The organism is Pseudomonas laurylsulfatiphila (assembly GCF_002934665.1).
In the GTDB taxonomy this organism is placed as follows: domain Bacteria; phylum Pseudomonadota; class Gammaproteobacteria; order Pseudomonadales; family Pseudomonadaceae; genus Aquipseudomonas; species Aquipseudomonas laurylsulfatiphila.
This window is the reverse complement of the sequence record NZ_NIRS01000010.1, coordinates 62222-77432: the sequence shown is the minus strand read 5'-3', so window position 1 is coordinate 77432 and position 15211 is coordinate 62222. Positions and strand designations below refer to the sequence as shown.

Here is a 15211-nt window from a genome sequence, read left to right as displayed (position 1 = left end):
GAATATAACGATGCGCGGCGCCGGAATAGCCAGGCAATGAACCCTGTTCATTGCCTGGCGCGGTGTCTACCTTATTCCTGGCTTTCGCCACGCTCGCGGGCAATGGCGCGGTAGCCAATGTCCTTGCGATAGAAACAGCCTTCCCAGTCAATCGTTGCCGCCAGCTTGTAGGCCTGCTGCTGTGCGGCGTCGACGCTGGCACCCATGGCTGTGGCGCACAACACACGACCACCGGCGGTCACTACCTGACCGTCCTTGAGCGCCGTGCCGGCGTGGAAAACCTTGCCTTCCAGTGCAGCGGCTGCATCCAGCCCCTTGATGGCTGTGCCCTTGGCGTAATCACCAGGATAGCCGCCAGCGGCCAGAACGATGCCGACGCTCGGACGTGGATCCCATTGCGCTTCAACTTTGTCCAGCGCCTGGGCCAGGGCGGCTTCGACCAGCAACACCAGGCTCGACTGCAGGCGCAGCATCACCGGTTGGGTTTCAGGGTCGCCGAAACGGCAGTTGAATTCGATGACTTTTGGGTTACCAGCCTTGTCGATCATCAGGCCGGCGTACAGGAAACCAGTGTAGATGTTGCCTTCTTCGGCCATGCCGCGCACGGTCGGCCAGATCACCAGGTCCATGACGCGCTTGTGCACGTCGGCGGTGACCACTGGCGCCGGGGAGTAAGCTCCCATGCCGCCGGTGTTCGGACCGGTGTCGCCGTCGCCGACGCGTTTGTGGTCCTGGCTGGTGGCCATTGGCAGCACGTTCTTGCCGTCGACCATGACGATGAAACTGGCTTCTTCGCCGTCCAGGAACTCTTCGATGACCACGCGCGAACCCGCATCGCCAAAGGCATTGCCCGCCAGCATGTCGCGCACGGCGTCTTCGGCTTCGGTCAGGGTCATGGCGACGATCACGCCTTTACCGGCGGCCAGGCCGTCGGCCTTGATCACGATCGGAGCGCCTTTTTCACGCAGGTAGGCGAGGGCCGGCTCGATTTCGGTGAAGTTCTGGTAGTCGGCAGTCGGGATCTTGTGGCGAGCCAGGAAGTCCTTGGTGAAGGCTTTCGAACCTTCCAGCTGCGCAGCGCCAGCGGTCGGGCCGAAGCAATCGAGGCCGCGGCTGCGGAACAGGTCCACAACACCGGCTACCAGTGGCACTTCAGGGCCGACGATGGTCAGGGAAACGTTTTTCTCGGCAAAGTCTGCCAGTTGCTCAAGCGCCAGTACGTCGATGGCGACGTTCTCGCACTTGGCTTCGATGGCGGTACCGGCGTTGCCCGGTGCCACGAACACTTTCTGCACGCGCGGATCCTGAGCCACTTTCCAGGCCAGGGCGTGTTCACGGCCACCGCTGCCAATGATCAAAACATTCATTTCAAAAACCTCGGATGACGCAAATTCTGTGGGCAGCGCTGAAGCTGCTTTTCTGTGGGAGCGAGCCTGCTCGCGAAAGCGGTGTCTCAGTCACATCACTATTAAATGTGCCGCCGTCTTCGCGAGCAGGCTCGCTCCCACAGTTGATCGTGTACTTAGTGACGGAAGTGGCGCATGCCGGTGAAGACCATGGCGATGCCGGCTTCGTCAGCGGCTGCAATCACTTCGTTGTCACGCATCGAGCCGCCAGGCTGGATCACCGCAGTGATGCCGACCTTGGCTGCGTTGTCGATGCCGTCGCGGAACGGGAAGAACGCGTCCGAGGCCATGACCGCACCCTGCACCTGCAAGCCGGCATGTTCAGCCTTGATGGCAGCAATGCGCGCGGAGTTCACGCGGCTCATCTGGCCGGCGCCGACACCGATGGTCTGGCGATTCTTGGCGTAGACGATGGCGTTTGATTTCACGTACTTGGCGACTTTCCAGGCGAAGATCAGGTCGTTGATTTCCTGTTCGGTCGGTGCGCGCTTGGTCACCACTTTCAGGTCGTCGGCGCCGATCATGCCGATGTCGCGGCTCTGCACCAGCAGGCCACCGTTGACGCGTTTGTAGTCCCAGGCAGCTGCACGGTCAGCCGACCACTCGCCGCAGGCCAGTAGGCGTACGTTGGCTTTGGCGGCAACAATGGCGCGGGCTTCTTCGCTGACGCTCGGGGCAATGATCACTTCGACGAATTGGCGCTCGACGATGGCCTTGGCGGTCTCGGCGTCCAGTTCGCGGTTGAAGGCGATGATGCCGCCGAAGGCGGATTCGGTGTCGGTGGCGTAGGCCAGGTCGTAGGCCTTGCGGATGCCGCCTTCGGCGTCAGGGCTGACAGCCACGCCGCACGGGTTGGCGTGCTTGACGATCACGCAAGCCGGCTTGACGAAGCTCTTCACGCATTCCAGCGCGGCGTCGGTGTCGGCCACGTTGTTGTACGACAGTTCCTTGCCTTGCAGCTGGGTTGCGGTGGCGATGCCGACTTCGGCAGGCTTGGCTTCCACGTAGAACGCCGCGCTCTGGTGCGGGTTCTCGCCGTAGCGCATTTCCTGGGCCTTGATGAACTGGCTGTTGAAGGTGCGCGGGAATTCGCTGCGGCCTTCTGTGCTCAGGGTGTCGGCCGCCTGGTTCACGGTGCCCATGTAGTTGGCGATCATGCCGTCGTAGGCGGCGGTGTGTTCGAACGCCTTGAGCATCAGGTCGAAGCGCTGAGCGTAGGTCAGGCCGCCGGCCTTGAGGTTTTCCAGGACGCTGGCGTAATCGCTGGCATTCACCACGATCGCTACGTCTTTATGGTTTTTCGCGGCCGAACGAACCATGGTCGGGCCGCCGATGTCGATGTTCTCGATGGCGGTCGGCAGGTCGCAGCCCGGCTTGTTGATGGTGGCTTCGAACGGGTACAGGTTGACCGCGACCAGGTCGATCGGCTTGATGCCGTGTTCGTTCATGATCGCGTCGTCGATACCGCGACGACCGAGGATCCCGCCGTGGATTTTCGGGTGCAGGGTTTTCACCCGGCCGTCCATCATTTCGGCGAAACCGGTGTAATCCGCGACTTCCACTGCGGCAACGCCGTTGTCCTGCAGCAGCTTGAACGTCCCGCCGGTGGAGAGGATCTCGACGCCTAGGGCTTCAAGCTCCTTGGCGAATTCGAGGATCCCGGTCTTGTCGGAAACGCTGATCAAGGCGCGGCGGATCGGCAGGCGGGTAGTCTGGTCGGTCATCTCAATTTCCATCAAAAGCAAAGGAAGTCAGCAAAAAAGGCGACCGGTTTTACGCGGGCGCCTTTCTGGTTTGATTGAATGCTTACAGCAAATCGTACTGCTTGAGTTTCTTGCGCAGCGTGCCCCGGTTCAGTCCGAGCATCTCGCTGGCCTTGGTCTGGTTGCCCTTGACGTAGTTCATCACGCACTCGAGCAGGGGAGCCTCGACTTCGGAGAGCACCAGGTTGTACACATCAGTGACGGCAGCGCCCTCAAGGTGGGCGAAATAATTGTGCAGCGCCTTCTCGACACTCCCGCGAAGGGTCTGGCCCTCTTCGCTCGGTGTATTGAGGTGCTGTTTCAAATTCACGTTGTCGCTCACGGGTGTTGTTCCACTCACTAAAGTCTCGGTCATCATCGTCATGCGGCCACCCACTCTCCGTCCCCTGTCAGGCTCTTGTAACGCTCGGCGAAAAACGCCCGAACGTTGGCGCATTGTGCATCCGTACCATCCAAACGATTGAAGTGGGCGCGAAACTCCCTGGCGCCCGGCAGGGTTGCGAGATACCAGCCCACATGCTTTCGAGCAATGCGTACACCCATGACATCGCCATAGAAGGCGTGCAGGGCAGCCAGATGCTCTAGCAGGATGCGTTCCACCTCGATCAGTTCCAGCGCCGGGAGTTTCTCGCCGGTACGCAGGAAATGGTCGATCTCGCGAAAAATCCATGGCCGCCCCTGGGCAGCCCGGCCAATCAACAAACCATCGGCACCGGTCGCGTCGAGCACGTACCGGGCTTTTTCCGGCGAATCGATATCGCCGTTGGCGAAGACCGGAATCGACACCGCCTGCTTGATCGCGGCAATGGTGTCGTACTCGGCTTCACCGGTATACAGGTCGGCACGGGTGCGGCCATGCACTGCCAGCGCCGTAATGCCTGCCTGCTCGGCGATCTTCGCCACCGTCAGGCCGTTCTTGTTGTCCCGGTCCCAGCCGGTCCGGATCTTCAGGGTAACCGGCACATCGACCGCAGCCACGACGGCCTGCAGGATCTCGGTTACCAGGGCTTCATCCTTCAACAGTGCGGAACCGGCAGCCTTGTTGCAGACTTTCTTGGCCGGGCAGCCCATGTTGATATCAATAATCTGCGCGCCCATTTCAACATTGGCACGGGCAGCGTCCGCCAGCATCTGCGCGTCCCCACCGGCGATCTGTACCGAGCGTGGCTCGGGATCACCTGTATGGATCATCCGCATGCGCGACTTGCGGGTGTTCCACAGACTCATGTCGCTGGTGACCATTTCCGAGACGACCAGTCCCGCGCCCAAGCGCTTGCACAGCTGACGAAAGGGCTGGTCGGTGACACCCGCCATGGGGGCGAGAATCAAGCTGTTATGTAATGTGTATGGGCCGATGCGTACCGCCGACATAGGACTTCCCTGTTGTGGGGCCGGATCATGAGAGTTCGAAAAAGGGTTGGCATGATACCCGCTCTCGATGACTGGATAAAGGCTGAATTGAACAAAATCTGAACAGTTATTCTGTTATTACCCGTGGTTTGGTTGGCCAGGGGGAGTCAGAAAGCCGACGTCAATCGGGGAGCGATGACGCGCTTCACTCCGGAGAGTGAAAGCTCAGACTGTAGTTCACGGCCTTGGCGCCGGGGTCGAGAATGTCCAGGGCGATGTGGATCGGCGTCTGCGGAGGCATTTCCGCCATGCCTTCGAGATCGCCATTGAGGTACTCGCCTGGCTTGAAACGGCGGCTGGCGATCAGATGGCCATTGAGGTCGGCGAAGCGCAGTTCCAGCAGCGGGAAGGGCTGGGAAAAGGGTGCACGGTTATAGATGATCGCATCGACCACCAGCGCGCCATTGAATTCGGGATGGCTGCGTACCACCAGGTTGCTGCTTTTGATTTTTGCAATGTCGACTTTGGAGGGCACGGTGCAGCCGATTTGCGGGCACAGTTGCTGGAACCACGGGCGATATTGGTCCTGTCTCGCCAGTTCGTCGAAATGGTAGGCGATGTACTGGCCGGCGAGCGCGCCCGCGGCGATCAGCACCAGCAGCAACCACAGCAGCCGTCGGCCCCAGGGTGAGCGGCGTTTTTGCCAGTCCAGTTGCAGCGGGTCGTCGGTCAGGTCTTGCAGCACTTCGGCACGCACGCCCGTCTCGCTGCGTTCACGTCGCTTGCGCAGCGGTTCGACCGAGGGCAGGTTGTCGTCGATTTCGTTCTCGTCGGCGGCCGACAGGCGTTCGTGGTGCAGCGGCGCATCGAGCGGGTCGTGCAAGCGCAACTGGGGTGGCTGCAGTTCGTCGTCGAGATCGACCGGTTCCAGGGACAGCGAAGGTTCGGTGCGCGAGGCTTTGCCCGGTTCGACCGTTGGCTCTGGCGATTCAAGGCTGTCGAACGGTTCGTCGACTTGCGCACGATCGGCCGCCGACTCACTGAACAGGCTGTCGGACCACGGCTCCTCTTCATCCTGCCCGGTGCTGTCGCGGCGGGCGCTCAGCGAGTCGTCGCGATGGCGGCCGAGCTCGGTGGCCGGCTGGATCTCCCGCTGTTCGAGCCGGGCGAGTTCTTCGTCGAGGTCAAGACTGTCCAGGTCCAGTTCGGTCGCGCTCCATTGCTTTTGGCTGATGGCGCGCGGTGCCGATGGCTCGAGCGGTTCGGCAGGCTGCACAGGCGGTAACGGCGCCACTACCGGTGGTTCCTTGCCGGCCTGCTCAAGCAACTGCCTGGCGGCATTGAACACCTGCAGGCAGGAGCCGCAGCGAACCACGCCGCGAGCCACGCTCAATTGGGCATGGCTGACGCGGAAGCTGGTTTGGCAATGCGGGCACTGAGTGACGAAGCTATCGGTCATGCGGCGTTCCGGATTATGCAGGCGGCCATTCTAGCGCCGACGGCCAGTGATGCGCACCCAGCCATCGCGATTGGCGATCGGATCCAGATCGAAGTCCTTGGCGTAGGCGGCAGCGACATCGTCGCCTTGTTCGGCGAGGATGCCCGACAGCGCCAGGCGACCGCCCGACTTGACCAGGCCGGACAGCTGCGGCGCCAGGGAAACCAGCGGGCCGGCGAGAATGTTGGCCACCAGCACGTCGGCCTGCACCTGTGGCAGGTTTTCCGGCAGGTACAGCGGGAACAGGTGTTCGGCGATGTTGTTGCGCCCGGCGTTGTCACGGGAGGCTTCCAGCGCCTGCACGTCGATGTCGGTGCCCACGGCTTCCCTGGCGCCCAGCAACAGCGCGGCGATCGCCAGGATCCCCGAACCGCAGCCGAAGTCCAGTACGTTGCAGTCCTTCAGGTCCTGACCGTCGAGCCATTCCAGGCACAGTGCGGTGGTCGGGTGGGTGCCGGTGCCGAACGCCAGGCCCGGATCAAGCAACAGGTTCACTGCGTCAGGTTCCGGTGCGGCGTGCCAGCTCGGCACGATCCACAGGCGCTGGCCGAAACGCATCGGCTGGAATCCGTCCATCCAGCTGCGTTCCCAATCCTGGTCTTCGATGACTTCGCTGTGGTGTTCAGGCAGCGGGCTGCCGGTCAGCAGCTCCAGGTGGGCCAGTACCGGGCCGGGCTCGGTGCCACCTTCGAACAGGGCCAGCAGGTGCGTGTGCGACCACAGTGGCGTGGTGTTGAGTTCCGGCTCGAAGATCGGCTGGTCTTCGGCGTCCATGAAGGTCACCGATACGGCGCCCACTTCAAGGAAAGCGTCTTCATAGGTTTCGGCTTGTTCTGGGCTGATGGCGAGACGTACTTGCAGCCAAGGCATGGCGGGCACCTTTGAAAAATGTTGATTGCAGCCTAGCGGGCTGCGAGAAGCGCGCAAGTTTACGCGAGAGCGGGGCTTTTGTGGGAGTGGGTTGCCCTGTACATCGACGCATACCCCTGTGGGAGCGAGCTTGCTCCGGGCGGCGTTCCGACGATAGCGGTGACGAGTGGCAGGGGGAAGACAGTTGCTCCCACAGGGATTGTGCAAGGCCACCTATCCGATGAAATGTCCAGATACAACAAAGCCGCCCGAAGGCGGCCTTGTTGATGGGGTCGAAGCTTAGTGCTTCTCGCCAGCCAGCTTGTGCTCGAGGTAGTGAATGTTCACGCCCCCTTTGCAGAAGCCTTCATCGCGGGTCAGGTCGCGGTGCAGCGGGATGTTGGTCTTGATCCCGTCAACCACGATCTCGTCCAGCGCATTGCGCATGCGCGCCATGGCTTCGTCACGGGTTGCGCCGTAGGTGATCAGCTTGCCGATCAACGAATCGTAGTTCGGCGGAACGGCATAACCGCTGTACAGGTGCGAGTCGACGCGAACGCCGTTGCCGCCTGGAGCGTGGAAATGCTTGACCGTGCCAGGGCTCGGCATAAAGGTTTTCGGGTCTTCGGCGTTGATCCGGCATTCCAGCGCGTGACCGCGGATGACCACGTCATCCTGGGTGAACGACAGCTTGTTGCCGGCGGCGATGCTGAGCATCTCCTTGACGATGTCGATGCCGGTGACCATTTCCGAAACCGGGTGCTCTACCTGGACACGAGTGTTCATCTCGATGAAGTAGAAACGACCGTTTTCGTACAGGAACTCGAAAGTGCCTGCGCCACGGTAGCCGATGTCGATGCACGCCTTGACGCAGCGTGCGAGTACTTCTTCACGTGCGTTTTCGTCAATGCCCGGTGCCGGCGCTTCTTCAAGAACCTTCTGGTGGCGACGTTGCAGCGAGCAATCGCGGTCGCCCAGATGGATAGCCTGGCCCTGGCCATCGGAAAGAACCTGGACTTCCACGTGGCGTGGGTTGGTCAGGAATTTTTCCAGATAGACCATCGGGTTGCCGAACGCCGCGCCTGCTTCGGAGCGGGTCAGTTTCGCCGAGGAAATCAGGTCTTCTTCCTTGTGCACAACGCGCATGCCGCGACCACCACCGCCGCCAGCGGCCTTGATGATCACCGGGTAACCCACTTCGCGACCAATACGCAGAGCGGTTTCTTCGTCTTCCGGCAGCGGGCCGTCAGAACCCGGAACGGTCGGTACGCCAGCTGCGATCATGGCGTGCTTGGCCGATACCTTGTCGCCCATCAGGCGAATGGTTTCGGCTTTCGGGCCAATGAACGCGAAGCCGGAATTCTCGACCTGCTCGGCGAAGTCGGCGTTTTCCGCAAGGAAGCCGTAGCCCGGGTGAATGGCGGTGGCGCCCGTCACTTCGGCTGCGGCAATGATTGCCGGAATGTGCAGGTAGGAGTGGGCGGCCGATGCCGGTCCGATGCAGACGGATTCGTCTGCCAGGCCCAGGTGCATCAATTCCTTGTCAGCCTTGGAGTAAACGGCGACGGTCTTGATGCCCATTTCTTTGCAGGCGCGCAGGATCCGCAGGGCGATCTCACCGCGGTTGGCGATCAGAACTTTTTCCAACTTCGCAGTCATCAAAGGCTCTCCGCGGTTCAAACGATGGTGAACAGCGGTTGGTCGTACTCAACCGGCTGGCCGTCTTCGACGAGGATGGATTCGATCACACCGCTGGTTTCAGCTTCGATGTGGTTCATCATCTTCATGGCTTCAACGATGCACAGGGTGTCGCCTTTCTTCACGGTCTGGCCGACTTCAACGAAGGACGGCGAGGTTGGCGAAGATTTGCGGTAGAACGTACCGACCATCGGCGAACGGGCAACGGTGCCGTTCAGCGCTGGTGCGGCGGCAGCAGCAGGTGCAGCAGCGGCAGCCGGAGCGGCGGCAGCGACAGGCGCGGCAGCCGGAGCAGGCATTGGAGCCGGTGCGTAGTACTGCTGAGCCGGGGTCTTGCTATGACGGCTGATGCGTACGGACTCTTCGCCTTCCTTGATCTCGAGCTCGTCGATGCCGGACTCTTCCAGCAATTCGATCAGTTTCTTAACTTTACGGATATCCATGAATCATCAACTCCCAAGGGTCGGTCAGGGGCGGTTAACTTGTTGTTCAAGCTGTTCCAGGGCAGCCTCCAGGGCCAGTCGATAACCGCTGGCGCCAAGGCCGCAGATCACTCCCACCGCTACGTCGGAGAAGTAAGAGTGATGGCGGAAAGGTTCGCGTTTGTGCACGTTAGACAAATGCACTTCGATGAATGGGATGCTCACCGCCAGCAGCGCGTCACGTAATGCGACACTTGTATGTGTAAAAGCTGCCGGGTTGATCAAAATGAAGTCCACGCCTTCGCTGCGGGCAGCGTGAATACGGTCGATCAATTCGTACTCGGCATTGCTTTGCAGGTGCAGCAGGTGGTGACCGGCTTCGCGGGCACGGCGTTCCAGGTCCTGGTTGATCTGCGCCAGCGTCGTGGCGCCGTAGGTGCCCGGTTCACGAGTGCCGAGCAAGTTCAGGTTGGGTCCGTGCAGAACCAGTAGGGTCGCCATCGGCTGTTCCTTTATTTTCCGTGAGCAATTGTCAGAACCCGGCGACTATGCCGCAAAGCCTTTGTGACTGTCCAGTTCTCTGCAATAGGCAGCACGATGACCGATGTTTGCGCGAAATATATGACTGCTTGATTAAATGTGGTCATTCGCCCTGGTAACACGTTCGGCGAAGTCTTTGGCGTTGATCTCGCCGATCACCCGCACATCGGCGCGTTCGACACCGTCCTTGCCAAAAAACATCAGGGCCGGGGGGCCGAACAACTGGTAGCGGTCGAGCAGGGCGCGTTGCTCGGCGTTGCTGGCGGTGATGTCGAAGCGGATCAGCCGGTAACCCTTGAGGCGTTCGATGACGACAGGGTCCTCCAGCACCTCACGCTCGATGACTTTGCAACTGATGCACCAGTCGGCATACCAGTCGAGCAGCAGCGGTGTGCCGGAGGAGCGTGCGTCGGTGAGTGCGCGGTCCAGATCGGCCGGCGTGCGGACGGTTTGCCAGGCGCTGGTGGCTTGCTCCTGGCCGCGGTTGTCGACGATGCGAGGCTGGCCTATCGGGTTGAACGGGTCAGTCTGGCCGCTGAACGCGCCGTACCAGCAGGCCAGCGCGTAAAACACCAGGAACGTGCCGAGCAACTGTCCGAGACGTTTGCGTGGTGGTTTATAGACGAATTCCAGCGCCCCCATGAACAGGCCGACACCGCCGGCCAGCAAACCGATCAGCAGCAAGGTGACCTGGCCCGGCAGGACGCGACTGAGCAAGCCGACGGCCAACCCGAGCAACAACACGCCTATCGCGTTTTTCACGTAGACCAGCCACGGACCGCTTTTTGGCAACCAGGCTGCGCCACCGGTGGCCACCAGCAACAGCGGTGCCCCCATGCCGAGGCCGAGCATGAACAGTTTCAGGCCGCCGCCCAGCGCATCGCCACTGGCGCTGATGTACAGCAACGCGCCGGCCAGTGGTGCCGAAACACAGGGTGAAACCAGCAAGCTGGAAACCACGCCCAACACCGCGGCGCCCCACAGTGACCCGCCTTCGGTGCGACCGGCGATGCGGTCCAGGCGACTGCTGATGGCGTGCGGCAGTTTCAGTTCGAAGACGCCGAACATCGCCAGCGCGAACAGCGCAAAAAACATCGCAAAAGGCACCAGCACCCAGGCCGATTGCAGCCGCGCCTGAAGATTGAGCTGGGCACCGAACAGGCCCATCAGCGCACCGAGCAGGGCAAAGCACGCGGCCATCGGCAGCACATAGGCCAGTGACAGATTGAAACCGCGCCAGCCGCCGACCTGGCCGCGCAGCACCACCCCGGACAGGATCGGCAGCATGGGCAGCACGCAGGGTGTGAAGGTCAGGCCCAGGCCCGCGAGGAAAAACAAGGCCAGTTCGCGCCAGCTCCATTGAGATGCCGTCGTCGTCGTCGTCGCCGCGCCGCTGCCGTCGATGCTCAGGCGCTCGGTCTCCGGCGGATAGCACAGGCCTTTATCGGCGCAACCCTGATACGTCACGGCCAGCGTGAAGGCCCGCTGATCGGTACGCGGTAGTTCGACGTCGAGAATGCCGTGGTAGACCTCGACGTCGCCGAAGTACTCATCGTGCTTTTTCTGGCCATCGGGCAGTTTCGCCGCACCGAGCACGACTTCGGCCGGATCGGCGCGAAACTGGAAGCGGTGACGGTAGAGGTAATAGCCTTCAGTGGCGACGAAGCGCAGCTTGATCGATTGCGGCGTGCTTTCTACCAGGCTCAACTGGAAGGCTTCGCGCACGGGCAGGAAGTCGGCGCTGTTGTTGATCGAGCCCAGGCTGGCGCTGGGACGATTTTCCAGCAAGCCGGTGGCGCTGGCCGGCAGGGCGAATACTAAAAGCAGCAGGCAGAGCAAACGGCGCATGACGATCTCGCGTATCGGTATTGGGGGGATGATAGCGGACAGCGGCGGGGTGTGCAGAGCAGGAGTCTTGCGGTGAATGTTCTGACGCCATCGCGAGCAGGCTCGCTCCCACAGGTCAACATTCCAATGTGGGAGCGAGCCTGCTCGCGATGGCGGCCTATCAGACGCGGAAGGCTTGAACGGCAGTGTGCAATCGTCCACCCAGCACCAGTAGGTTCTCCCCTTGCTCACGCCCTTCGCCGATGCGCAGCAAGTTATCCCCACCCAACTGATGAATCCGCTCGCTGTGATCACGGATCTCGCTGACCGCGCCGCTTTGCTGGGCGGTGACATCGGCGATGCGCACCGCCGTGTCGGAAATGGTCTGGATCGCCCCGACGATTTTATCCAGCGCGCCATCAGCGGCCTGGGCCTGGCTGGCCGTGGCTTCGGCATGTTCGACCTGGGCACGCATGCCTTCCACCGACTGCCGCGCGGCGGTTTGCAGCCCGGCGATCAGCGTCTGGATTTCTGCCGTGGCCCCGGCGGTACGTTGCGCCAGTGAGCGCACCTCTTCCGCCACCACGGCAAAGCCGCGGCCCATTTCCCCGGCCCGGGCCGCCTCGATGGCCGCGTTCAAGGCCAGCAGGTTGGTCTGGTCGGCGATCGAGCGGATCACCGTCAATACGCCGCCGATGGTGGCCGACTCCTCGGCCAGGTGTTCGATCATTTGCGCATTGCCTTGCACTTCATCCACCAGCGCATGCAGGCCGGTGAGGCTCAGACCGATGACTTTCTGGCCGTGTTCCACGGCCAGGCCGGCGTGGCGGCTGGCGTCGGCAGCCTGGCTGGCATCGCCGGCGACCTGCTGAATGGTCGCTTCCAGCTCGCTGAGGGAGTCGCGGATCAGCGCTGTGTCGCCGGCCTGATGTTCCGCACCGTCATGCAAATCGTTGCTCAGGTCGGCCAGGGTGCGGCTGCTGCCGGCCACTTGCTCGGCATTGAGGCGAATGGTCCCCACCAGGTCCACCAGATAAGCGCGCAGGCGGTTGAGCGAGGCTTCAATGTCATGCAATTCGCGGTTGGTGTTGCCCAGTTGAATGTCGCGGCTGAAGTCGCCTTCGGCCCAGGTCGACAGGGCCGGGGCGAGGTTGGTCAGGGTCCGGGCCAGTTTGCGCTGCAGGGTGTCGATCAGCAGCGCGATCAACAGGATCAAGCCGATCATCACGCCTTGCATCAGCCGCACTTCACCCTGGATCTGCCCGTGCTGGGCGCGTACCACCGGCTCCAGCCCGGCAATGGCCTGTTGCACGTCGGCGATTTTCAGGTGAGTCGCGGTGCCCAGGTCAGCGCGTTTGCCGATTTGATCACGGGTGCGCGCGAGCTCGGCCGGGTAGCGGGTGAGCAGGCTGTTGAGTTCACGCTTGAGGCCGACGCCGGCATCTTCGGCGACGGTTTTTTCCTTGTTCTCAAGGCCCATCATCGAGGCGAAATCATCGGTGTTCGATTCGCTGCTGGAGGTCACGCCCAGCAAGGGCAGGGCATCGAGTTTTTCCGCCTGGGTGCGGATGTTGGTCACTTCGCGTTCGACGTCGGCGGCCAGCTCGCTGCGTCCACTGCTGACCAGCTTTTCCCGCGCCAGGGACAATTTGCCCAGGTGCAGCGATGCGCTGAGCAGCGGTGTCAGATAGGCGGCATTGCCACTGGCGTACTGGCTGAGCTGATCGAGACTGGCTCCCAGTTCCCGTTCGGCCTGCAACAGCAGGGCTTGCGGATCGCCGGCCAGTTTGCCGGCTGCCAGCAGGTCGGTTTTGCTGAACTCTTCAAGGGTCGACAGGCTCGGGCGCAAGGTCTCGGCCAGGGCGGGTGGCAATTCGCCGAGTTGTTTTTGCAGGCTGTCGATGCCTTGGGCGGCACTGCTCAGGCGCAGGGCATCGCCGCTGCCAAGGTAATCTTCGACGCTGCGGGCGACTTCATTCTGAAACTGCTGCGACAGGCCCAGGTAGCGCTCCATTAATAGATACGGACGCTCAAGGGCTTTTTGCGACCACCACAGCGTGGCGCCGAGGGCCACGCACACGGCCACCAAAAGGAGGGTATTGAGATTGGTCAGCAGCTTCAGGCGCATTACGGACTACCAACGACAGAAATGGTAAGTGCCTGAAGTTATTGCGTTTCTGTTACAGGGTTATGACTGTATCGGTCGATTCCGATGAAAAAGTGGCACTTTGCTTTGATGTGCGAGCGGCCTGTACGCGATTGCGTCCGCCGCCCTTGGCCCGGTACAGCGCCTCGTCTGCCAGGCTGGCCATCATCAGGCTGTCGGAGCTTTCGCAGAACTCCACCACCCCGGCACTGAAGGTGCACCAAAGGTCCTGGGGTTGAGCGGGGTAGTGAATCTCGGCAAAACGCTGGCGGATTTCATCGAGCACGTTGTAGGCCGCTTCGATATCGGTATCCGGCATGACAATGGCGAATTCTTCGCCACCGTAGCGGCCGATGAAGTCGGTTTTGCGCAGGCGTTGCTTGAGAAACAGCGCCAGGCTCTTGATCACCCGGTCGCCCATGGGGTGGCCGTGGCTGTCGTTGACCCGTTTGAAGTGGTCGATGTCGAGCATGGCAAAGCTCAGCGGCTTGTTCTCGCGACGGGCGCGGAACGAGCAGTCTTCGAGCAATTGCAGGATGTGCGTGTGGTTGTACAGGCCGGTGAGGCTGTCGCGGACCATCCGTGCCTTGAGGTTGCGGGCCCTTGCTGCACGGTTGCGCACGGTGGTGATCAGGTGCCGGGGCTTGATCGGTTTGGTCAGGAAGTCATCGCCGCCCTCGCTCATGGCGTCGAGTTGCTTGTCCAGGTCGTCTTCGGCCGACAGGTAAATGATCGGCACGCTGACATAACGGTCGTTGTGACGGATCACCTTGGCCAGTTCCGTACCGGTGCAGGCCGGCATGTACATGTCGAGGATGATCAGGTCCGGCTGGAAGTCCGCCAGTTCGGCCATGGCCTGGATCGGCTCGATCAACGTCCGGGTGACGATCCCGGCACTATTGAGCAGGCGCTCGGTGTGCAGGGCCTGGGCGCGAGAGTCGTCGATGATCAACACTTTATAAGGTTCGTACTGGGCGACGCAGGTCAGGACTTCGATTTTCTCCAGCAGGCTCGACGCTTCGAGGGTGCCGGTGAGGAACTCCTGGCCTCCGGCGCGCACGGCGGCGAGGCGGGTCGGTGTGTCGGTTTCGTGCAGGCTGAAGAACAGCAGCGGCAAACGATGGTCCAGGCCTTCCTGGGCTTCGGCGGCCAGCTTCAGGCCGACACCGGGGCCGCTGAAGTCCACGTCCATGACAATCGCCGCCGGCAAGCGCTCGACCATCGACGAGCGAAACGCGTCTACGCTGTCCAGGGACTGGGCGCTGAGCCCGAAGAATTCCAGTTGTTTGGCCAGGCGTTCGGCGCGGTCGTGATCCTGCAGCATCACATAGATGGGCTTGCGCAGCGGCGGCAGGAAGGTTTGATCGAGTTGATCGCCATGGCGCAGGCCGGTGCGTGACAGGCGCTGCATCAAGCGATTGAGGTCGGTGATCAGACCGCTGCTCAGGCGTCCGCGGTTGGCGTCGACCGCCTCCAGGGATTGACCGATATGACGCGCCAGTTGCGTGTGTTCCGGTTGCTCGAAGCGCTCGGCGAAACGCAGCAGGCGCAGATTGGCCTCGCTCAGTTCCGACAGGTCGGCGGTGGACCACTCGCTGCGTTGCAGGCGCTGCCATATCTCAAGAATCTGACGAGCCTGATGAATTACCCGCTGGGCAAAGTGGTGCTTGAGGCGCTCGCGGCTGGGGTCTTCTGGCTCGGTCATATCCTGA

At 61.8% G+C, this 15211-nt stretch carries 12 protein-coding genes; all 12 read right to left on the bottom strand.

Annotated features, from left to right (window positions below; genetic code table 11):
* Positions 1–71 precede the first annotated feature (71 nt).
* The gene (gene purD / locus CD175_RS29935; protein ID WP_104451500.1) at positions 72–1367 is read right to left on the bottom strand and encodes a phosphoribosylamine--glycine ligase; all 1296 of its coding nucleotides are present in this window, start codon (positions 1365–1367) and stop codon (positions 72–74) included.
* Positions 1368–1522: 155 nt separating this feature from the next.
* The gene (purH, locus tag CD175_RS29930; protein WP_104451499.1) at positions 1523–3130 is read right to left on the bottom strand and encodes a bifunctional phosphoribosylaminoimidazolecarboxamide formyltransferase/IMP cyclohydrolase; all 1608 of its coding nucleotides are present in this window, start codon (positions 3128–3130) and stop codon (positions 1523–1525) included.
* Positions 3131–3212: 82 nt separating this feature from the next.
* Entirely contained in the window at positions 3213–3533 is a 321-nt protein-coding gene (fis, locus tag CD175_RS29925; RefSeq protein WP_015093301.1) for a DNA-binding transcriptional regulator Fis, read from the bottom strand.
* Complete coding sequence (dusB, locus tag CD175_RS29920; RefSeq protein WP_104451498.1) at positions 3530–4540, bottom strand: tRNA dihydrouridine synthase DusB; 1011 nt, start codon at positions 4538–4540, stop codon at positions 3530–3532. The genes fis and dusB overlap by 4 nt, the downstream gene beginning before the upstream one ends.
* A 184-nt stretch (positions 4541–4724) precedes the next feature.
* Positions 4725–5978 (bottom strand): DUF3426 domain-containing protein, encoded by a 1254-nt coding sequence (locus tag CD175_RS29910; RefSeq protein WP_104451497.1) that lies wholly within the window; start codon positions 5976–5978, stop codon positions 4725–4727.
* Positions 5979–6008: 30 nt separating this feature from the next.
* Complete coding sequence (gene prmA / locus CD175_RS29905) at positions 6009–6887, bottom strand: 50S ribosomal protein L11 methyltransferase (protein ID WP_104451496.1); 879 nt, start codon at positions 6885–6887, stop codon at positions 6009–6011.
* 279 nt (positions 6888–7166) lie between these two features.
* Positions 7167–8525 carry an acetyl-CoA carboxylase biotin carboxylase subunit gene (gene accC / locus CD175_RS29900; protein ID WP_008053950.1) on the bottom strand — a complete coding sequence of 453 codons (1359 nt, stop codon included), beginning with the start codon at positions 8523–8525 and terminating at the stop codon, positions 7167–7169.
* A gap of 17 nt (positions 8526–8542) precedes the next feature.
* Complete coding sequence (gene accB, locus CD175_RS29895) at positions 8543–9007, bottom strand: acetyl-CoA carboxylase biotin carboxyl carrier protein (protein WP_007971363.1); 465 nt, start codon at positions 9005–9007, stop codon at positions 8543–8545.
* A 24-nt stretch (positions 9008–9031) separates the two neighbouring features.
* Positions 9032–9487, bottom strand: coding sequence for a type II 3-dehydroquinate dehydratase (gene aroQ, locus CD175_RS29890; RefSeq protein WP_007971361.1), 456 nt, complete (start codon positions 9485–9487; stop codon positions 9032–9034).
* A gap of 132 nt (positions 9488–9619) precedes the next feature.
* A complete protein-coding gene (locus CD175_RS29885) occupies positions 9620–11374 on the bottom strand; it encodes a protein-disulfide reductase DsbD (protein ID WP_104451495.1) in 1755 nt (584 codons plus the stop codon).
* 160 nt (positions 11375–11534) lie between these two features.
* Positions 11535–12578 (bottom strand): methyl-accepting chemotaxis protein, encoded by a 1044-nt coding sequence (locus CD175_RS32225; RefSeq protein ID WP_420849161.1) that lies wholly within the window; start codon positions 12576–12578, stop codon positions 11535–11537.
* A 955-nt stretch (positions 12579–13533) separates the two neighbouring features.
* Positions 13534–15204 carry a diguanylate cyclase GcbA gene (gene gcbA, locus CD175_RS29875; RefSeq protein ID WP_104451493.1) on the bottom strand — a complete coding sequence of 557 codons (1671 nt, stop codon included), beginning with the start codon at positions 15202–15204 and terminating at the stop codon, positions 13534–13536.
* Between the last annotated feature and the right edge of the window lie 7 nt (positions 15205–15211).

Coding starts and splice junctions, on each gene's coding strand:
- gcbA (WP_104451493.1), bottom strand. CDS start 15,204: ATGACCGAGCCAGAAGACCCCAGCCGCGAGCGCCTCAAGCACCACTTT.
- accC (WP_008053950.1), bottom strand. CDS start 8,525: ATGACTGCGAAGTTGGAAAAAGTTCTGATCGCCAACCGCGGTGAGATC.
- CD175_RS32225 (WP_420849161.1), bottom strand. CDS start 12,578: ATGATCGGCTTGATCCTGTTGATCGCGCTGCTGATCGACACCCTGCAG.
- accB (WP_007971363.1), bottom strand. CDS start 9,007: ATGGATATCCGTAAAGTTAAGAAACTGATCGAATTGCTGGAAGAGTCC.
- fis (WP_015093301.1), bottom strand. CDS start 3,533: ATGACGATGATGACCGAGACTTTAGTGAGTGGAACAACACCCGTGAGC.
- CD175_RS29885 (WP_104451495.1), bottom strand. CDS start 11,374: ATGCGCCGTTTGCTCTGCCTGCTGCTTTTAGTATTCGCCCTGCCGGCC.
- dusB (WP_104451498.1), bottom strand. CDS start 4,540: ATGTCGGCGGTACGCATCGGCCCATACACATTACATAACAGCTTGATT.
- prmA (WP_104451496.1), bottom strand. CDS start 6,887: ATGCCTTGGCTGCAAGTACGTCTCGCCATCAGCCCAGAACAAGCCGAA.
- CD175_RS29910 (WP_104451497.1), bottom strand. CDS start 5,978: ATGACCGATAGCTTCGTCACTCAGTGCCCGCATTGCCAAACCAGCTTC.
- purD (WP_104451500.1), bottom strand. CDS start 1,367: ATGAATGTTTTGATCATTGGCAGCGGTGGCCGTGAACACGCCCTGGCC.
- aroQ (WP_007971361.1), bottom strand. CDS start 9,487: ATGGCGACCCTACTGGTTCTGCACGGACCCAACCTGAACTTGCTCGGC.
- purH (WP_104451499.1), bottom strand. CDS start 3,130: ATGACCGACCAGACTACCCGCCTGCCGATCCGCCGCGCCTTGATCAGC.